The sequence below is a fragment of the Betaproteobacteria bacterium genome, assembly GCA_016791345.1.
Classification (GTDB): Bacteria; Pseudomonadota; Gammaproteobacteria; order Burkholderiales; family JAEUMW01; genus JAEUMW01.
In genome coordinates, this window is the sequence record JAEUMW010000135.1 from 1 (window position 1) to 19,615 (window position 19,615).

Sequence of the window (19,615 nt, forward strand, 5' to 3'; positions counted from 1 at the left end):
CGTGACGAGAAAGCGCAGCAGCGATGTGAGGTCGGCCGCTTCCAGCGTCAGCAACAGCCCGCCCTGGCGCGGCGTGAGATAGGGAATGCGGGCGGCACGCAGCCGCTGCTCGTACACCGTGAGATGCGTGCGGCCGCGCACCAGCAGCAGGATGTCTGCATAGCCCGCTGGGCGCTCCCGCAGCGTCGCGTCGTCGCGAATCCTCCAGCGCCCGACGATGTCGCGAATGCCCGCCACGAGCTGGACCGCTTCGGCCTCGCGCGCGCCCTCCGGCTCTTCGCGGCGCGGCGTGCGCAGCGGATCGCGCGGTACGGTTGCCGTGAGCGCCGCTGGCGCGCTCTGCGTGGCGCGCGCCAACGGCAACACCTGGACACGCCCCGGCAAGTCCTGGTGGTGCGTCTCGTGCGGAGCAAAGCCAGGCTCGTCGCGGAACACGCGATTGACCGCTTCGATCACCGGGCGGGCGCTGCGTCGTGACTCGTTCAGGGCGACCGCGCTGCCACCGAGAGCGTCCTCGACGTGGCGCGTGCCGAGCTCGAACAGGCGCGCCTCGGCCCCGCGGAAGCGATAGATCGACTGCTTCGGATCACCGACCAGAAACACCGTCGGCGCGCGATCGACGGCGGCGGAGGCATCGAGCCACGCGCGCAGGATCTGCCACTGCAGCGGGTTGGTGTCCTGGAACTCGTCGACCAGCACGTGACGGTAGCGCGCGTCCAGCTTGTACTGCATGTATTCCGCATGATCGGAGCGGGACAGCAGCCGCCACGCGCGCCACTCGATGTCGATGAAGTCCATCGCCTCGCGCTGGCGCTTCAGGCGCTGGTAGATGTCGATGAGGCGGACGGCACACGGCAGCGCCGCCGCGTGCAGGCGCCACACCTGCTGTTCCGTGTGTGCACCGCTCGCCGCTGCGAGTCGCTCGCACACGTGCCTCCAGGCGGCCTCCGCGCCGAATTTCGTGCAAGCCTTCGTGCAGACCTTGCGCGGCTCGTGCTCCTGCGTCAGGAGACTCGTTTCGAGCGCCGCGAACTGGGCTGCCACCACGGGCTGCGCGAGCGCCGCGTCGATCGCGTCGGCCAAGGCATGCGCTGCGTCAGAGCCGCGCCGAAGCGCGGCGCTCGTTGTGTGCAAGGCATCGAGAAAGCGCGCGTCCGCCATGACGTCGGCGATCGGGTCCGCATCGGGATCGACGCCGAGCTGGCGTTTCAAGTCGGCGAGCGCGAACGCGATCGGATCCTCGTGGCCCGCGGTGTAGGCCCACCAGCGTGCGCGCTCGTGCAGCAGACGGTTGAGCAGTCGACGTACCGTGTGAAGATCGTAATGCTCGATCAGACGGCGGAAGCCGGCGGCGAGCGCACTGGCTTCGTCGCGGCGCAGACCTTGCGCAAACTCGTCCCACGCATCGCGTACGAGATCGGACGTATGCTCGATCAGCGTCGTGTTGCCGGGCGCGCCCTCCGCCAGCGGCGAGCGCTTCAGGACTTCCAGGAACCAGCCGTGGAAGGTGCTCACGGTGACGCCGGGCTGCGCAGTGAGGAAGCGTTCGAACAGGCCGCGCGCCGGCTGCAGCAGGTCATCCACTTCGCCGTCCGGAACGGAGCGCGCGGCAAGAAACTCCCGCACCTCGTCATCCGGTCGCAGCGCCAGCACGCGCAGCCCGTCGCGAAGGCGACTCTCCATTTCCTGAGCGGCCTTGCGCGTGAAGGTGATGGCGAGGATCTCGGACGGCGCCGCGCCGGCCAGCAGCAGACGCAGAATGCGTGAAACGAGGAGCCAGGTCTTGCCCGATCCCGCGCAGGCTTCCACGGCCACGTGGCGCGACGGGTCGAGCGCGATCCGGTTCAGTTCCTCGCGCTTCATGTCCAGTGGTCGCGGCGACAAAGCGCGCGCATCTCGCACCAGCGGCAGGTCGAGAGATCGCCGTGCGCGGGGAGCCGTGCACCGCCGACGAGCCCGGAAAACGCGCGCACCATGCGCTGGCGATCATCCGCGGCGAGCACGGCGGGATCGCCCTCCGGCGGCACCGCCGCCACCTTGCCCTTGTCCAGGCTCACGTAGGCAGCGTCCGCGACACCCTCCTGCAGCAGCGCGTACGCAGCAAGCTGCACGTCCTCGCCCGCATCCCGCACCTTGCGCCGCAGGACCTCGACGCTCTGCGTCTTGTAATCCAGGACGGCGCATTCCAGGCCCTCGGCCGTCGCGCGCTGGTCGATGCGGTCGAGGCGGCCACGCAGCGTCACGCTGCCGCCGCCGGCGAGCGTGAGCACGACCTGTCGTGTCTGCTCTCCCGCTGCGAACTGCCAGCCGTCCGCTTCGCGCGCCGCCTGCCAGTCGAGATAGGCCGGAATCAGCACCCGCCAGCGCGTGAGCCAGCCCACTGCGAGATAGTTGCGCGCGAGAAGCGGGGCGAAGACCTCGTCGCTGATGGCGGCAAGCTCCTGCGCGAGCTCGCCGCGATCGGCCGTCGAGACGCGCGCGTGCCGCCCGTGGAAGCGCTGCAGGACAGCGTGCACCAGTTCGCCGTAATCGCGCTTCTCGATCTCCTCGCGCACCTCGTCGAGCTCGTTCAACTTCAGCAGGTGGCGAGCGTAGAACTGATAGGGGCACGCGACGAGACTTGCCCACGCGCTGACCGACACCTGAGGCGGCACGAGGTCGGCTGCCGCCGGTGCCGGCGGGCCGGCAACCTCGGGCAGGGCACTGTCCTGCGTCGCGCCTGCGACCCGCGCCGCGGGCAGGATGCTGGACGGCGCAGTCCGCAGGCCGTGCCCGAAGGCCAGCTCGCTGAACGCTTCGAGGCGCGCGAAATACGGACTCACGAGGTTCGGCTCATCGTCGACCTGCGCCTGCCAGGTGACGAAGACTTCGGGTGTCGCGGCGACGAGCGCGAGCAATTGACGGCGCACGTCTTCGAGCTCGTCTTCGCGCGTCGGCAAACCGAGCTCGCGACGCACGGACTGGTTGAAGAACAGCGTCGCACCCGCGCCCGCAGGAAACTGCCGCGCGTCGCACCCAAGCAGGATGACACCGTCGAACTCCCGCAACGCCGTCGCCGCGAGATGCGTGAACAGCACCGGACTCGTCACGTCCCGATCGCGGAACGTCGCGCGTTCGAGTTCGCCATCGAGCCAGCGGCGCCACGCCCCGAAGTCGAACCGCGGCCCGCTGTCCTTGAGCTCACGTGCCATGCGCGCGAGCAGGTCGAGCAACTGTTGCCCGGCGGCATCGCGCGCGAGCGCCTGCGCGACGCCGAGCACGTCGAGCGCCTGATTCAATCGCTCGAGCCAGCCGCCGACGGTGGCATGGCGTCGCGCGAACATGCGCAGCGCGCCGCCCTGCAGGCATTCGAGCGCTGCGCGCGCGTGCCCCGCTTCGTCGCCACCCGCGGCGGCCTCGATGAAATTGCCGAGGCCGGAGATCACGCCTTCGCGGCGGATGATTCTCTCCACGTTGTAGGCCGCGCTGCGGCGCGCGTCCACGCTCCACTGTCCGAAAAGAAACGGCGACTTCAGCAGGTCGACGAGATCGCGGTGGTGGAAGTCGCTGCCGAGGCAGTCGAGAAACCGCATGATGACGGTGGCCGCCGCCACGGTGGAAAGCGCCCACCCGGCTTCGTCCTGGACCAGCACGCCGGCACGCTCGAGCAGCGCGCGCAGCCGCCGCGCGACGAGGCGATCGTGAACCACGACGGCGATGCGTTCCTTTCCGGCGAGAAGCCAACTGCGGATGCGCACGTCCGCCGCCTGGGCTTCCTCTTCGAAGCTGGAGGCGCCGAAGAGCGCAATGCGCTCGCGCAGCGGATCTGCGCTGGCCGCAGCAAGCGCGCGCTCGCGCAGGCTCCGCCCCTCCGCGCCCCGCGCCGGCCACGCCGCCGCGAGCACCTGCACGACGGGGTCCGCGCCGGCGACCGCAGGGCCGCCGGAGATGACGAGCACGGGCTGGCGCATGTCATACGCCGCCAGGAATTCGGCCTCGGCCGCACTGAGGCGGTCGAGGCCGACCGCCACCAGCGGCGCCGCGGCGGATGCAGCGAGCTTCGCGAGTTGCAGGTGATGGCGCGTGACGGCGTCGATCACCTCCTCACCGTCGCCCGTCATCGCGCGCCATGACTCGTGCACCAGCCGCGCTTCCATCTCCATCGGCGCGCCCGCCCGCTGCCGGTAGGCGAGTTCCAGCCGCGCGGTGAAGTCGTCGACCGTGGTCGGCAGCACGGCGTGATGCCGTGTCAGATCGTCCGCGAGCTGGCGCAACTCGGCGGCCACCGCCCACAGGTCCGCGTCATCGAACCAGCCGCGGCCGCGGAGCTGAGCGACGAGCGCCAGTTCACGCGCGCTGTCGGTCCAGAGCGGCCGCGACACGGGGACCGATGCCGCCCAGTCGGCCAGCGTGGTCAGGCGCGGCAGCCGCAGCACCGGCGCGCTCGTAGCCTCGACCAGGGCATGCGCGAAGGCCGGCGCCGCCGCACGCGTCGGCAGCAGCACGACCATCCGGGAAAAATCGGCGTCGAGGAAACCGTAACGCTCGACGAGTTGCCCAGCGGCATTGCGCAGGAGCCGCGGCAGCGGCAGGGTCAGGTGTTCCAGATGCGGGGCGGTACGCTCGGTCGAGCGGAGTTCAGCTGTTCGGTGACGTGGTGAGCAGCATCAACGACCGGCATTCGCCAGCGATGCAATCGGGGAACGTGCGACCTGGACGCATTCCATGAATACCACTACTTCTCCAGCAGTTCGCGCTTGTCCTTGACCTTGCCCCATCCGGAGGCGTCCGCACGCGAGCCGCGGAGCAGGTGCCCTCGGGGTACGACCGGCGAGCGAGCGACAAGGACGCATTCCAAATCGCGACTATTTCTCCAGCAGTTCACGCTTGTCCTTGACCTTGGCCCATTCGTCTGCGTCCTCCAGCGCGTCCTTCTTTTCGACGATCGCGGGCCAAGCCTTGGCGAGCTCCGCGTTCATGGCGATGAATTCCTGCTGGTCCGCCGGCACGTCGTCCTCCGCAAAAATGGCTTCGACCGGGCATTCGGCCACACAGAGCGTGCAATCGATACATTCGTCGGGGTCGATCACCAGAAAGTTGGGACCTTCGCGGAAACAGTCCACGGGACAGACGTCCACACAGTCCGTGTACTTGCACTTGACGCAGCTTTCGGTAACGACGTAAGTCATGACGCCCTCTGATTTTCTATGCGCGTTGCGGATCGCTCGTGCGGCGAATGCGCGCGATTCTAGCAGAAACGCTACCCGGCTTTCCGGCCCTTCCCATACGGCGCCGTTTTGGATAGCATGAGTGTGTCAATCCCTCCCCTGCCGGCCTGCTTGGCGGCGCTCCCCCGAAATTTGCTGGTTCCGGATCATCCATGAGTGAGCACATCCATTACGTCACCGACGACACTTTCGAACAGGAAGTCCTGCAGTCGTCCACACCCGTTCTCGTCGACTACTGGGCGGAGTGGTGCGGCCCGTGCAAGATGATCGCGCCCATCCTGGACGAGGTGGCGAAGGAATATTCCGGCAAGCTCAAGGTGGCCAAGCTCAACATCGACGAGAATCAGGCGACGCCGCCGCGCTTTGGCATTCGCGGCATTCCGACGCTGATGCTGTTCAAGAACGGCAACGTCGAGGCGACCAAGGTGGGTGCATTGTCGAAGTCGCAGCTTTCCGCCTTCATTGACAGCAACCTCTGAACTCTTTAGGTTTAGCCTCACCGCCGTTCCCGACGCCATCGTGTTCGCGATGGCGATGTAGTCCCGGACCGATCGGGACGCCCGTTTCCTCGCCGAATCGCCCCCGACTCCTGGTTGTCCGTTTTCTTCCCGCTCGCACGCGCCCATCCTCATGCACCTGTCCGATCTGAAAAATCTCCACGTCACCGAACTGGTGGAGATGGCCATCGCCAACGAAATCGAAGGCGCGAATCGCCTGCGCAAGCAGGATCTGATCTTCGCCCTCCTCAAGAACCAGGCCAAGCGCGGCGAAAGCATCTACGGCGAGGGCACCCTCGAGGTACTGCCGGACGGCTTCGGCTTCCTGCGCTCGCCCGATACGTCCTATCTGGCGGGACCGGACGACATCTACGTGAGCCCTTCGCAGATCCGCCGCTTCAACCTGCACACCGGCGACTCGGTCGAGGGGGAGATCCGCACGCCGAAGGATGGCGAGCGCTATTTCGCGCTGGTGAAGGTGGACAAGGTCAACCACGAGCCACCGGAGAACGCGAAGCACAAGATCCTGTTCGAGAACCTGACGCCGCTGCACCCGACGCAGCCGCTCGTTCTGGAACGCGACATCAAGGCCGAGGAGAACATCACCGGCCGCATCATCGACATCATCGCGCCGATCGGCAAGGGCCAGCGCGGGCTCATCGTCTCCCCGCCGAAGGCCGGCAAGACGGTGCTGATGCAGCACATCGCCCACAGCATCACTGCCAATCATCCTGACGTCATCCTCATCGTGCTGCTCATCGACGAGCGTCCCGAGGAAGTGACGGAGATGACACGCACGGTGAAAGGCGAGGTGGTGGCGTCGACCTTCGACGAACCCGCGACGCGCCACGTGCAGGTGGCCGAGATGGTGATCGAAAAGGCGAAGCGTCTCGTCGAGCACAAGAAGGACGTGGTGATCCTGCTCGATTCGATCACGCGGCTTGCCCGCGCCTACAACACCGTGGTGCCCGCGTCCGGCAAGGTGCTGACCGGTGGTGTCGACTCGAACGCGCTGCAGCGGCCGAAGCGCTTTTTCGGCGCCGCCCGCAACATCGAGGAAGGCGGCTCGCTCACCATCCTGGCAACTGCCCTGATCGACACCGGATCGCGCATGGACGACGTCATCTACGAGGAGTTCAAGGGTACCGGCAACATGGAGATTCACCTCGATCGCCGCATGGCCGAGAAGCGTATCTACCCGTCGATCAACGTCAACCGCTCCGGCACGCGGCGCGAAGAGTTGCTCATCAAGCAGGAGATCCTGCAGAAGATCTGGGTGCTGCGGAAGCTGCTCTATCCGATGGACGACCTCGAGGCGATGGAGTTTCTGCTCGACAAGATCAAGGCGACCAAGGGCAACGCCGACTTCTTCGACTCGATGCGCAGGGGCTAGGAACAGTGAGGCATCGAGGTCGGCCGGCTGCGATGCGCAGGGGCTGATCAGTGAGCATCGAGGTCGGAGACCAGTATCCGGTAGCAAACGCCAGTTCTTGATGCAATGCGAACGAGGTAGGATCACCGCTCGCGAGCAGCCGTAGCCGCGCCGCGTGTCCCGCAATCACTTTTGTGGAGGAACAAGAATGTCGAACCAAGCCGCCAGGAAGATCCCCGCCACTCTCATCGCCGGCGACGGCATCGGGCCGGAAATCATGCACGCCACCGTGCGTGTGCTCGATGCGCTCAAGGCGCCGTTCGAATGGGAGGAAGTGACGGGCGGCATGGCGGCGGTCGCACGCCAGGGCGACCCTCTGCCGAAAGAAACGATGGAGAGCATCCATCGCACGCGGCTCGCCTTGAAAGGCCCGCTCACCACGCCGGTCGGCGGCGGTTACCGCTCCGTCAACGTGCGCCTGCGCGAGGAATTCGAGCTCTATGCCAACCTGCGTCCGGTGCGCACCATCGTTCCCGGCGGCCGTTACGAGGATGTCGACATCGTGCTCGTGCGCGAGAACACGGAAGGCTTCTATGTCGGCTTCGAGCACTTCATCCCGATCAAGGGCGATCCGCACGCGGTGGCGATCGGCTCCGGCGTGAACACGCGCGAGGGCTGCCGCCGGGTCGCCGAGTTCGCCTTCGACTACGCTGTGAAGAACGGCCGCAAGAACGTGACGTGCGTGCACAAGGCGAACATCCTGAAGGCGCTCACCGGGCTCTTCGTGGAAGAGGTGCGCGAGTGCTTCAAGAAATACGAGGGTCGCATCACACTCGACGATCGCATCATCGACGCGTGCGCCATGCAGCTCGTCCTCGACCCGACCAAGTTCGACGTGATTCTCACCACGAACCTGTTCGGTGACATTCTCTCCGACCTCATCGCCGGACTCGTCGGCGGGCTGGGACTCGCACCCGGCGGCAACATCGGCACCGAGGCGGCGATCTTCGAGGCGGTGCACGGCTCGGCGCCGGACATCGCGGGCAAGGGTGTGGCCAACCCCACCGCGCTGCTCCTCGCGGCGGCGATGATGCTCGACTACGTCGGCGAACCCGAAAAGGCCCGGATCCTGCGCGATGCCATCGACCGCGTCATCCAGGACGACAAGGTCCGCACCCGCGATCTCGGCGGCACGGCATCGACGCTGGAGTACACCGATGCGCTGATCAGCCGCATGGCAACGATGTCGGCGGCCCAGGGCTGAGTTCTTGCGTCGGCACCGGTTTTTCCGGATAATCCTCCGCCTTTCGCGAGGCCTGGATTCGGCGCGCAGGAGCATTCCATGAAAGAGAAGATTCACCCGAAGTACGAAGAGATCACCGTCACCTGCAGTTGCGGCAACACGTTCAAGACGCGCTCGACCATCGGGCGCCCGCTGCACGTGGAGGTGTGTTCGGCCTGCCATCCGTTCTACACCGGCAAGCAGAAGATCGTGGACACCGCCGGGCGCGTGGAGAAGTTCCGGCAGCGCTATGCGCGGGGGGCGGGAAAGCCCGCTGCCTGAGCAGCCGTAGCGGGCGGCCTCCGCGGAGGCTCTGCCGGTGCCGCACGAGCAAAGGCAGCGTGACCCGCTGCCTTTTTGTTTTCCGATGACGGAAAAATCGATCGAGGTGGCTTTGACAGGAGTTCAGAAAATGGACGCAACCGCCCAACCCGCTGCCCTCAAGGTGTTGCGCACCAGCCGCTGGGACAGCGTGGCGCCGGACGAGGCGGGTGACGAGACGGTCGATGCGCTCGAACGCGGCGAGATTCTGTACTTTCCCCAGCTGCCCTTCGAGTTCACGGCGGACGAGAAGCCGCTGCTCTCGCCCGCCACGTCGGACGGCAAGTCGAAGAACGTCGTCTACGACATCCGCAACGACAGCCTGCACGGCACCGCGCTCACGGCAACGGCACGCGAGACGCTGCATGCATTGATGCGCAGGTATGCGCAGAGCACGACGCGACTCATCGAGAACGTGCTGCCCGGATACGCCGCAGATCTCGAGATCGCGCGCACCAGCTTTCGTCCGGTCCGCGTCGAGGGTCGCCCGAGTTCGTACAAGAAGGACGACACGCGGTTGCACGTCGACGCCTTCTCCGCCACGCCCAACCAGGGACGCCGCATCCTGCGCGTCTTCAGCAACGTGAATCCCGAGGGCGAGCCCCGCCGCTGGGAGGTCGGCGAGCCGTTCGAGGCGTTCGCACCGAAGTTCATCGATCGCATCCCCCTGCCGAGCGCACTCTCGGGCGCACTGCTCGAGCATCTGCGGCTCACGCGCGGGCGCCGCACGCCATACGATCACGTGATGCTGCAGCTGCACGATCGCGGCAAGGCGGACATGGCCTATCAGAAAGCCTCGCCCAAGACCGCGGTTGCCTTCCCGCCCGGCACCACCTGGATCGTTTTCACCGACCGCGTCATGCACGCCGCGCTCGGCGGCCAGCACCTGCTGGAGCAGACGTTCCACCTGCCGGTGACAGCCATGCACCGCCCGGAGCGCTCCCCGCTGCGGATCCTCGAAGGCCTGTATCAGCGGCCGCTCGCCTAGAAGGAAGCGTCACCACCTCGCGTGAGCACTGCCCTGTCGCGCATCGACGAATCGCTGCCCGAAGCGACGCCGGCGCGCCGCCGCTTCCACATCCGGCTGTCAGCCACGGCGACGGCCATCCTGCTCGCCATTGCCTGGATTCTCCCGGGGCTGGTGGGGCGCGAGCCGTGGAAGCCGGACGAAGCCGCCACCGTCGGCATCGTCAGCAATCTCGTCCAGGGTCACGGCACCTGGGTCGTGCCGGAACTCGCCGGCGAAGCCGCGCTCGATACGCCGCCGCTTGTTCACTGGGTGGCGGCCGGGTTCATCAAGCTCTTCTCCTGGCTGCTGCCGGCGCACGACGCCGCGCGCCTGGCGAGTGGCGCCTTTCTCGTGCTGACCCTGTGGTTTACGGCGCTCACTGCGCGCGAGTTGTATGGGCGCGCCTACGCCGGCATCGCAGCGGTCGGTCTGCTCGGCTGCGTCGGCTGGATCGTGCGTGCGCACCAGCTGATTCCGGACGGGCCGCTGCTCACCGGCATCGCGCTCGCCCTGTATGGGCTTGCGGCGGCACCGCGCCGACCGCTGCTCGGCGGCGCCGCCTTTGGCACCGGCATCGGCATCGCGTTCCTCGCCCGTGGGCTGTTCGGGCCGATCGTCCTTCTCGCGAGCGCACTCGCCCTCGCCGTCATGGGCCGGCACTGGCGGCAATCGAGCCAGTTCCGCGCGATCGGGGTCGCCTGCCTCGCGGCGGCACCGTGGCTCGCGATCTGGCCTTTCGCCCTCTTTCGCGAATCGCCCGCGCTCTTCCATCAATGGCTCGCCGAGGATGCCATCGGCGCGCTCTTCCTCATCGGCCCCTCCCGACCCGCGCTCGCCTGGCGTGACTACCTGGTGCTGCTGCCCTGGTTCGCGTGGCCGGTGCTGCCGCTGGCGCTGTGGACGCTCTGGCACGGGCGCCGCGGCCTCGTCGACCGCCCCGAACTGCAGCTGCCGCTGGTGGCGCTCGTCGCGATGCTCGTGCTGCTCGGTCTCGCGTCGAAGGCGAACGACGTCTATGCCCTGCCGCTCCTCATTCCGTTGACGCTGCTCGCGGTGGCATCGCTGGACAGCCTGCGGCGCGGCGCGATCAGCGCGCTGGACTGGTTCGGCATCATGACCTTCGGTCTCATCGCGATCCTCCTCTGGATCGGCTGGGTGGCGCTGCTGACGGGCTGGCCGTCCGGCATCGCGCGCCAGCTCGCAGCGTTTCAGCCGGGTTTCAGTGGGCGCTTCTACTGGCTGTCGTTCATCGTCGCCGCCGTGTGTACATTTCTGTGGGCGGCGCTGGTCGCGCGCACGATGCCGACGACGCGGCGCGCGCTCGTCAACTGGGGCGGCGGCATCACCCTGATGTGGATACTCGCGTCGACCCTGTGGCTGCCGTACGTGGATGCCGGGAAGAGCTACAAGAGCGTGGCGCTGGAACTCAAGCAGGCACTGCCGGCGACCAGTCGCTGCATTTCCAGCATCGGCCTCGGCGACTCGCAGCGGGCGATGCTCGAGTACTACGCGGGCATCGTCACCTATCGGGAGGAACTGCCGCAGCCGAAGCGGGAATGCGACCTGCTGCTCACGCAGGGCAGCAGCCTGCAGGAGTCCACGGTCGGCACCAGCTGGAAGAAGATCTGGGAAGGTGCGCGACCGGGCGACACCAAGGAACGATTCCGGCTTTACCGGCGCAGCCCGACGAAGAAATCCTAGTCCCCACAGCGTGCCGCATTCCCAGCCGATTGGCGTTTTCGACTCCGGTGTCGGCGGTCTTTCCGTCCTGCGCGAGATCGTGCGCCAGCTGCCGCACGAGGACACCGTCTATTTCGCTGACCAGGCGCACGTACCCTACGGCCCGCGGCCGCAGGAGCAGATCCGTCACTTCTGCGACACGATCACGCGCTTCCTGATCGAACACGGCTGCAAGGCGATCGTCGTCGCCTGCAACACGGCCTCCGCCGCCGCGCTCAAGCACCTGCGGGAGAACTTTCCCACGCTGCCGTCGGTGGGCATGGAGCCGGCGGTGAAGCCAGCCGCGCTGACCACGAAGAGCGGTGTGGTCGGCATCATGGCAACGCCCGCGACCTTCCAGGGCAAGCTCTTCCAGGCGACCGCCGGGCGCTACGCGAGCGGTATCCGGCTCGTGAACCAGGTGTGCGACGGGCTCGCAGACCGCGTCGAGACCGGGGACTTCGACAGCGAAGAAACGGCAGCGCTGCTGCGCAGGTACGTGCAGCCGATCCTCGATGCCGGCGCCGACACGATCGTGCTCGCCTGCACGCACTATCCCTTCCTGCTCGAGCCGATCCGGCGCATCGCCGGGCCCGAGGTGAACGTCATCGACCCGGCACCCGCCATCGCGCGCTACCTGCAGCGGGTACTCGAACAGCGCGGGCTGCTCGGCGCACCGGGGCGCGCGGCACGCCGCGTCTTCTACACCACCGGTGCCGCGGCGCCGTATCAGCGTGCACTGGAAAGATTGTCGACCGCTTCGAGTCCGGTGCGCCTGGCGCAGTGGCACGGCGAGCACCTGCTCGTCGACCATGGCGCGAGAAGCTAGCGCACGATCGTGTTGAGCTCGAAGACCGGCTGCAGGATCGCGAGCACGATGACGAGCACGACCGCCCCCATCGCGAGGATGAGCATGGGCTCGAGCAGGGACATAAAGACGCCGACACGGCGCTCCAGGTCGCGCGCCTGCTGGGTCGCGGTACGCTCCAGCATTTCCGCCAGCCGCCCGCTCGCTTCTCCGCTCGCAATCATGTGCACCATCAGCGGCGGGAAGAGCTGACTCGCGCCGAGCGCACGCGCGAGCGTCGATCCCTGCTCCACGCGCTGGCCGGCGGCAGCCAGCGCTGCACGCATGGGCAGATTCGAGACGGTGCCTTCGCCCGCACGCAGCGCAGTGGTCAGCGGCACGCGGCTGGCGACGAGGATCGCAAGCGTGCTCGCGAGTCGCGCCGAATTCAGACTGCGATGCAGCGCGCCGATCACCGGCAGCCGCAACAGAAAGCGGTGCCAGCGGGCGCGCACCGACGGCGAACGCAGTGCCTGGCGTAATGCCACGGCCGCCGCGCCCAGCCCTGCCAGCAGGTACACGCCATAGCCACGGACCAGGGCGGACACCGCGATCAGCGCCCGTGTCAGGAACGGCAGCGCCTGATGGCTGTTCTCGAAGACGCGCACCACCTGCGGCACGACGAACACGAGCAGACCGCTCACGACCGCAACCGCGACCAGCGTGACGAGCGCCGGATAGACAAACGCGAGCAGCACCTTGCCGCGCAGCGCAGCGCTGTCCTCCGTGTAATCCGCCAGCCGCAGCAGCACGTCGGGCAGCCGGCCGGCCCGCTCGCCGGCATCGACCAGCGTGCGATACAGATCCGGGAAGGTCGAGGGATGACGGGCAAGCGCGCGTGCGAGCGGCTGGCCGGCGAGGACGTCGCCGCGCACGGCGGCAAGGAGCTGCCGCTCGCGCTGGGTTTCCGCCTGCTCGATCAGCGCATTCAGCGTCTGCTCGATGGTGAGGCCGGCGCCGAGCAGGGTCGAGAGCTGACGGGTGACGAGCGCGAGCGCGTTCGCCCCGAGGGCGCGCCGCCCGAAGCCCGCGACGCTGGGCGCCGTGCCCTCGGCAATCGCCTCCACCGCCAGCGGGATCAGCCCTTTTTCGCGCAGTTGCGCGCGCGCCTGGCGCGCGCTGTCGGATTCCAGCACCCCGCGCTTGATGCGTCCGTCAGCGGCAAGCGCTTCGAAGTTGAACGCGGACACGGCGCTCTAGCCCTCCCCTTCCGCACCGGCACGCGTCACCCGCAGCACCTCGTCGAGCGTGGTCGCGCCCGCCGCGATCCAGCGCATGCCGTCCGCGCGCAGGTTCCCGCCGTACTGGCGGGCGTTGTGGTCGCGCAGTTGCTGCTCGGACGCGCCGCTGCGGATGAGTTCCGCGCACTCGCGATCGACGATCACCATCTCGTAGATCCCGGTGCGCCCGCGATAGCCCGTCCCCTTGCAGACCGCACAGCCGACCGCCTCGGGCAGGGGCACGTTACCGAGTTCCGGCGGCAACTCCGCGCGCTGCGCTGCGTTTGCCGGCGCCGCACGCCGGCAGTCCGGACACAGGCGGCGCACCAGCCGCTGGGCCATCACTCCGAGCAGCGATGAGGAAAGCAGGAAGGGCTCGATGCCCATGTCGATGAGACGCGTGACGGCGCCGACGGCGTCGTTCGTGTGCAGCGTCGCCAGCACGAGGTGACCGGTGAGGCTCGCCTGCACGGCGATGCGCGCGGTCTCCAGGTCGCGGATCTCGCCGATCATCACCACGTCCGGGTCCTGCCGCAGAATCGCGCGCAGAGCCCGTGCGAACGTCATGTCGATGCCGGCATTGACCTGCGTCTGGCCGATGCCGTCGAGGTCGTACTCGATCGGGTCCTCGACCGTCATGATGTTGAGGCGGTCGGCGTCGAGTCGCGACAGCGCCGCGTAGAGCGTGGTGGTCTTGCCCGACCCGGTGGGACCGGTAACCAGCACGATGCCGTGCGCCTGACGCACCAGTTCGTCCATCCGCTTCTGGGTTTGCTCGCTCATGCCGAGCGCCGCGAAATCGAGCACGCCGGCCTGCTTGTCCAGCAGCCGCAGCACGACGCGCTCGCCGTGCCCGGTCGGCAGCGTGGAAACGCGCACGTCGACCGGCCGCCCGGCAATGCGCAGCGTGATGCGCCCGTCCTGGGGCAGACGCTTCTCGGCGATGTCGAGTTCGGCCATCACCTTCACGCGCGACACCAGTGCTGCGTGCAGCGCGCGTGGCGGCTCCAGCACCTCGCGCAGCGTGCCGTCGATGCGAAAGCGCACCAGCGACCGTCCCTCGAAGGCCTCGATGTGGATGTCCGAGGCGCGGTCGCGCAGCGCCTGCGTCAGCAGCGTGTTGAGGAAGCGGATGATCGGCGCATCGTCCTCGGTCTCCAGGAGATCGGTCACGACCGGCAGGCCGTCGGCGAGACTCTTCAGGTCGCCCGCACCCTCGATGTCGCCGATCAGACCGGCAGCGCTCGATTCCTCCCGCGTGTATGCCTGAGCAAGCCGAACGGCGAAAGCCTCGGCGTCCAGCATGACAGGTCTGAGCGGACGCCCGAGCGTGCGCCGCACCTCACCGAGGGTTGCCGTCGTGACCTCGGCGCGGACCCAGATCTCGGCGCCATCATCCCGTGCCCGTGCGGCGATGACGCCGTTCTCGCGCGCGAAGTGATACGGCAACCGCCGCGCGAAATCCGGGTCGAGCTCGCTTGGCGCCGGCTCCACGTGCGTCGTCGAAGCGGGTGCGTTCGGCATCGGCGGTCACTCGGCCGCGGTCGGAGCTGCAGCCTGCCCGCGCAGATCGACGAGGGGGGGAACCGGGGCACCAACTCGGCCGGCATCGCCAGGCAGTGGTGGCAGTTGCGGCGTCGGCATGTCCGGCAGCAGCGGGCTCGGCGGCAGGCGCTGACTGCCCTGGATCTCGCGAATGTACTCGTAGCGCTCGCCGGTGACGCGGGCGGCGGCCGTGGAATCGCGGATGACCAGCGGGCGCAGGAAGACCATCAGGTTGGTCTTGTCGCGTTGCCGCGTCGTGTAGCGGAAGAGCCAGCCCAGAACCGGAATGCTGCCGAGCACGGGTACCGACTGCACCGTCGAGTTCACGTCGTCGGAAATCAGCCCGCCGAGGACGATGATCTGGCCGTCGTCGACCACCACCTGTGACTCCAGTGCGCGCTTGTTGAGGATGATGCCGTTGGCGTTGTTTTCGTCGCGGATGCTCGACACTTCCTGGTAGATTCCGAGCTTGACGGCACCGGCTTCCGCCACCTGCGGACGCACGCGCAGCGCGACACCGATGTCCTGCCGTGTGAACGTCTGGAAGGGATTCGTCACGCCCGAGCCGGCGCCGGTCAGCGTGAAGCTGCCGGTGGTGATGGGAATGTTCTGGCCGACGATGATGCGCGCTTCCTCGTTGTCGAGAGTGACGAGATTCGGGGTCGAAAGGATGTTGGCCTGGGAGTCCGCTTCGAGTGCGCGGGCGAGCACCTGCAAGTCGAGAATCTGCTTGCCGGCGACGGTGAGGGGGCCGCTCACGACGCCGAGACTCAGCCCCTGCGCAAGCCCCGGCAACGACTGGCTCACGTCGTTGATGCCGCGGCCGAGTCCATTCGTGAAGTTGGTGGCGCCGATGAAGCTCGTGCTCGAGCGCTGCAGCCCGCTCAGGTCCTGCCATTGGATGCCGAACTCCGCCGCCTTGGTCGAGGCGACCTCGACGATCAGCGCCTCGACGTAGATCTGCGCACGGCGCGCGTCGAGCTTGTCGATCACCGAGCGCAAGGCGTTGTACACGGGATCGGGTGCCACGATGACGAGCGAGTTCTGCTCCGGATAGGCCTGAATGGTGACGCCTCCGGGTGTCCCGCCGCCGGTGATCGGCGGCAAGGTGGCAAGCTGCCCGTTCGCCACCGCGCTCATCGCCGCCGGCGTCTGCTGCTGCGTTCCCGTCTGGTTCGCCGCCGTCTGCGATTGCGCTCCCAGCGCCTGCCCGAACTGGCTGCCCGTCTGGCTTTGCGTCGTGCCGGACTGGCTCGGCATGCCGGAGAGCAGCGCGCGCAGCGCATCCGCGAGACGCGTTGCGTCGGCGTTGCGGAGGTAGACGACGTGGATGTTGCCGAGCTGGCTCGACGGTGAATCGAGCGTCGTTGCGAGCGAGCGGATGCGGGAGGCGAGCGTCGGGTTGTCCGCCCGCACCAGGATCGAGTTGGTGCGCGGGTCGACCGCCAGCGCCACCCGCGAGGGGCCGCCCTGCGCCGCGGCGCTCGTCGCCGCGTCCGGCACGAGGCGCTGGACGATCTGCATGAAGTCGGCCGCGGCGGCGTGCTTCAGCTGAATGGCGATGATGTCGCCGCCCACCGGCCGGTCCACTTCGGCAATGACGCGCCGGATGCGTTCCAGGTTCTCGGCGTAATCGGTGATGATGAGTGCATTGGCAGCCGGCGCCGCATTGACCACGTTGTTGGGCGACATCAGCGGCCGCAGCACGGGCACCATCTGCTGTGCGCGCTCGTTCTCGAGGACGAAGACTTCGGTGGCGATCTTGTCGCCGGCACCGCGCTGGCGGCCGACCGGCCCGCCGAAGAACTTCGCGTCCGCCTCCGGCACGATGCGCGCGACACCCGACTCGCTGTCCACCGCGGTGAAGCCCTGCGCGCGGATGGCCGACAGCATGATGTTCCACACCAGGCTGCGCGGTACCGCTTTCGGCGTGATGATGGTCACCGCGCCGGTCACACGTGGGTCGATCAGCACGTCGCGGCCCGTGATCTCTGCCGCCGCCTTGATCACGGCCGGCAGGTCTGCGTTCACGAAGTTGAGCGTGACCGACTTGTCATCGTTCGTCGCCGCCGAGGGTCCGGATACCGGATCGCCTGCAGCGTGCGTCGCGCCGGGCGCGCCGAAGGTAAGAGTCGCCGCGGTTGCGAAGGCGATGAACCTCGTGCGCAGCGAAGAGGGTTTGGTCGAAAGCATGGTCACGCGACGGGAGTGAGGGAGTCCGGCGCAATGCCGGACTGTGGCATGGGCGGGGCGAGCGGCTGCTCGGCCGCGGGCTCGGCGCCGGTAGCAGGCACCTCGCCTTCTGCCGCCGCGGGTTGCGGTGGACTGTGCAGAGCTCGCTTGCCGCTCGCATGCGAACCGCCCTTCGATCGCGAGGACTCGCTCCGGACCGGCTCGAGATCGACACGCAGGGTGACGCCATCGCGGCTCACGACGACATGGGTCCTCTCGACGCTTTCCAGCTTCACGCCGGCGCGAATCTCCGCACCCGGCATCGCCAGCTCGTCTTCTTCGCCGCCGGTGTTCACGATCGCCGCCGCAGGACCGCCGCGGCCGGCGACGACCCCCTTGAGCTTGATGTCAAGCGGGGCCGATTCGGCAATCGCCGCAGATCCGCTCGGGGGCGCCTCGCCGAACAGCGGTGCCGTTGCGGCCTGCGCGATCGCCGCCTGGAGATCGATCGCCGCGCGCGGTGGCACAACCGTCGAGGGCGGCTCTGTCGCCGCGGCCTCCCGCAGCCAATGGAAGGCGACGGCAACACCGAGCAGGCAGACCACGACCCAGAGCGTCACCCCCGGCAGCCGGGAGTTGCGCAGGTGCTGTGCGAGTGCGATCACTGCTCGGCCCCGCGACTCTTCACGACGAGCGATACGACCGTGACCGTCCCCGGAGCGGCTCCGGCGCGCAATTCGACGGACTCGACGGTCACTGCCTGGGCGGCCAGGGTGCCGGCCCAGCGGATGAATGCGTCATACGGCACGGGATCCAGGGTGACCTGGAAGCGCCCCGCCGGGACTTCCGCAATCGACTTGAGTTGCGCGCGCACACCCGTTGCGGCCGCGGCGGACTCGATCGCCGAGCGAGGGTGCTCGCCGGACGGCGCGGTGCGCACCTGCGCGCGCAGGCGCGCAGCCTCCGCCACGTCGACGCTGAACTGGGCAGCCTGAGCGCGCAGACGGGGAAGGTAGTCGCGCAGCCGCGCCTGCTGCGCGCGCCACGGCTCCCATGCGAAACCATAGAACAACAGCGCCGTGACCGCGACCGCGCCGAGCGCGAGTGCAGTGCGCTCGCGCGAAGTCCGTGCCTGCCAGGCGGCGAGCAACGACATCTGCGTCACCCCTCGGCCTGCACGAACAACGTCAGCGCGTCGGCGGAGGAGGCATCCCGGGTGCGCTCCACTCGCATCCGGTAGCCTGGCACTACCAGCTGCTCGATCGCAGTCGGGGGCGTTCCGGCGGGAAGCGTCACCGCCGCTTCGAGCGTGCCGCGTTCGTAGCGAAGCCGCTCCGTCCGCACGCCAGTGGCAGTCAGCGCCGGTCCCACGGCTGCGAGCAAGGGGACGAAATCCGCTGCATCCGGCATGCCCGCCGCGCGCCGCAACCGCGCCAAGCCGCGCTGCATCTGCAACGGCGCGTCGACCACCACCTTTGCGTCCGGGAAAATCTCGCGGAACTGCCGGTCCATCTGCGCGGTGAGCGTGTGCCGCTCTGCGGAGAGCCGCCACCCCTGGCCGAAGGCGAGGACCGTATGCAGAACGAGAATCGCCGCAGCGGCCGCCCCGGCCAGTTTGACCGAGCGGGAAAATCCGAGCGGCGCTCCCCCGCGGACAGCGAAACCGCGCAGCAGGTCGGTCGCGTGCATTCCCCGAGCATCGATCAGTTCCGGCCGCCATTCGCCGCCGTCGCGCACCGGGAGGTGCAACACGCGGCCCCAGAAATCGAAATCGGGCGGACCAAGCTCAGGCGCATGGAACACCACGATCTCGTCCGGAGCTTCACCGCTTCGCCGGTGCGTGCCACGCGCCAGCCGCAGTGCAAGCGGCACGTCGGCGGCGTGCGCGCCAAGATCGAGCGCAATGATCTCGTCAGCACCAAGGCGCGCAAATCCGCCGGAGGCAGCACGGACAACGATCCACGTCGGCGTCGTCGCCTGCGCTACGAGTCGCGCCGCAAGCTCCGCCTCTGCGATGATGCTCGCGGGACGCAGCCCGTGAGCGCCCAAGGCATCGAGCACGGCGGCCAACCACGCCTTGTCGCACACCATCACCAGACTTTCGCCGCGCGGCACATGGTTCACGACGACCGCATGGATCTCCTCCGGCGCTGCCGCTACGTGCTCCTCGACGGCGAGCGGCAAGAGGGTCGCCAGGCGCGCCGGCCGCAGGTCGGGCAAGGTGACACGCACGAAGTGCACGGCGGCCGCCGGCGCCACGACGACCACCGTCTTCGCCGGCGCGATATCGGAGAGCCGCGACGCTCCCGTCTGGCAGCCGTGGGTGCCGCGGCGCGCATAGCGGAACAGCGCATCGGCGGAGCCGTCGGCAGGCCAACCTTCGGGAAGGTGCAATTGGAGCCAGGAGCGCTCGGGCACGGGCAT

At 68.1% G+C, this 19,615-nt stretch carries 15 protein-coding genes; 6 read left to right on the plus strand and 9 right to left on the minus strand.

The genetic code is table 11. From position 1 onward, the window contains the following. The 3 genes from JNK68_05630 to JNK68_05640 all read right to left on the minus strand — a co-directional run. Nucleotides 1-1,863, minus strand: a 1,863-nt coding sequence (locus JNK68_05630; GenBank protein MBL8539836.1) for a UvrD-helicase domain-containing protein, incomplete at its 3' end; no start/stop codon positions are given. Beyond that, nucleotides 1,860-4,490: a PD-(D/E)XK nuclease family protein gene (locus tag JNK68_05635; GenBank protein MBL8539837.1), complete on the minus strand. Its 2,631-nt coding sequence runs from the start codon at nucleotides 4,488-4,490 to the stop codon at nucleotides 1,860-1,862. The genes JNK68_05635 and JNK68_05630, both read right to left, overlap by 4 nt. A gap of 354 nt (nucleotides 4,491-4,844) precedes the next feature. Continuing rightward, nucleotides 4,845-5,168, minus strand: coding sequence for a ferredoxin family protein (locus JNK68_05640; protein MBL8539838.1), 324 nt, complete (start codon nucleotides 5,166-5,168; stop codon nucleotides 4,845-4,847). A gap of 191 nt (nucleotides 5,169-5,359) precedes the next feature. Between JNK68_05640 and trxA the strand changes: the two genes are divergently transcribed. The 6 genes from trxA to murI all read left to right on the plus strand — a co-directional run bounded on the left by trxA (nucleotide 5,360) and on the right by murI (nucleotide 12,236). Next, nucleotides 5,360-5,686 (plus strand): thioredoxin TrxA, encoded by a 327-nt coding sequence (trxA, locus tag JNK68_05645; GenBank protein MBL8539839.1) that lies wholly within the window; start codon nucleotides 5,360-5,362, stop codon nucleotides 5,684-5,686. 151 nt (nucleotides 5,687-5,837) lie between these two features. Further along, nucleotides 5,838-7,097, plus strand: a complete 1,260-nt coding sequence (gene rho, locus JNK68_05650) for a transcription termination factor Rho (protein ID MBL8539840.1) — start codon at nucleotides 5,838-5,840, stop codon at nucleotides 7,095-7,097. A gap of 187 nt (nucleotides 7,098-7,284) precedes the next feature. After that, nucleotides 7,285-8,340, plus strand: coding sequence for an NAD-dependent isocitrate dehydrogenase (locus JNK68_05655; protein MBL8539841.1), 1,056 nt, complete (start codon nucleotides 7,285-7,287; stop codon nucleotides 8,338-8,340). A 78-nt stretch (nucleotides 8,341-8,418) separates the two neighbouring features. Next, entirely contained in the window at nucleotides 8,419-8,640 is a 222-nt protein-coding gene (gene rpmE, locus JNK68_05660; GenBank protein MBL8539842.1) for a 50S ribosomal protein L31, read from the plus strand. Between the two features lie 130 nt (nucleotides 8,641-8,770). Continuing rightward, nucleotides 8,771-9,667 (plus strand): Kdo hydroxylase family protein, encoded by an 897-nt coding sequence (locus JNK68_05665; protein ID MBL8539843.1) that lies wholly within the window; start codon nucleotides 8,771-8,773, stop codon nucleotides 9,665-9,667. A 1,411-nt stretch (nucleotides 9,668-11,078) separates the two neighbouring features. Beyond that, the gene (gene murI, locus JNK68_05670; protein MBL8539844.1) at nucleotides 11,079-12,236 is read left to right on the plus strand and encodes a glutamate racemase; all 1,158 of its coding nucleotides are present in this window, start codon (nucleotides 11,079-11,081) and stop codon (nucleotides 12,234-12,236) included. Here murI and gspF read toward each other — a convergent pair. From gspF to JNK68_05700, 6 genes are read right to left on the minus strand one after another with little or no spacing between them, the layout of a single operon-like run. After that, nucleotides 12,233-13,444: a type II secretion system inner membrane protein GspF gene (gene gspF / locus JNK68_05675; GenBank protein MBL8539845.1), complete on the minus strand. Its 1,212-nt coding sequence runs from the start codon at nucleotides 13,442-13,444 to the stop codon at nucleotides 12,233-12,235. The two genes, murI and gspF, sit on opposite strands and share 4 nt — an antisense overlap. Before the next feature lie 6 nt (nucleotides 13,445-13,450). Beyond that, on the minus strand, nucleotides 13,451-14,998 hold the full coding sequence (gene gspE / locus JNK68_05680; GenBank protein ID MBL8539846.1) for a type II secretion system ATPase GspE: 1,548 nt from the start codon (nucleotides 14,996-14,998) through the stop codon (nucleotides 13,451-13,453). Nucleotides 14,999-15,004: 6 nt separating this feature from the next. Beyond that, a complete protein-coding gene (gspD, locus tag JNK68_05685) occupies nucleotides 15,005-17,212 on the minus strand; it encodes a type II secretion system secretin GspD (protein MBL8539847.1) in 2,208 nt (735 codons plus the stop codon). Between the two features lie 2 nt (nucleotides 17,213-17,214). Beyond that, the gene (locus tag JNK68_05690) at nucleotides 17,215-17,856 is read right to left on the minus strand and encodes a hypothetical protein (protein ID MBL8539848.1); all 642 of its coding nucleotides are present in this window, start codon (nucleotides 17,854-17,856) and stop codon (nucleotides 17,215-17,217) included. Continuing rightward, on the minus strand, nucleotides 17,853-18,347 hold the full coding sequence (locus JNK68_05695) for a type II secretion system protein M (GenBank protein MBL8539849.1): 495 nt from the start codon (nucleotides 18,345-18,347) through the stop codon (nucleotides 17,853-17,855). The genes JNK68_05690 and JNK68_05695 overlap by 4 nt, the downstream gene beginning before the upstream one ends. Before the next feature lie 5 nt (nucleotides 18,348-18,352). Further along, nucleotides 18,353-19,609 (minus strand): hypothetical protein, encoded by a 1,257-nt coding sequence (locus JNK68_05700; GenBank protein ID MBL8539850.1) that lies wholly within the window; start codon nucleotides 19,607-19,609, stop codon nucleotides 18,353-18,355. Between the last annotated feature and the right edge of the window lie 6 nt (nucleotides 19,610-19,615).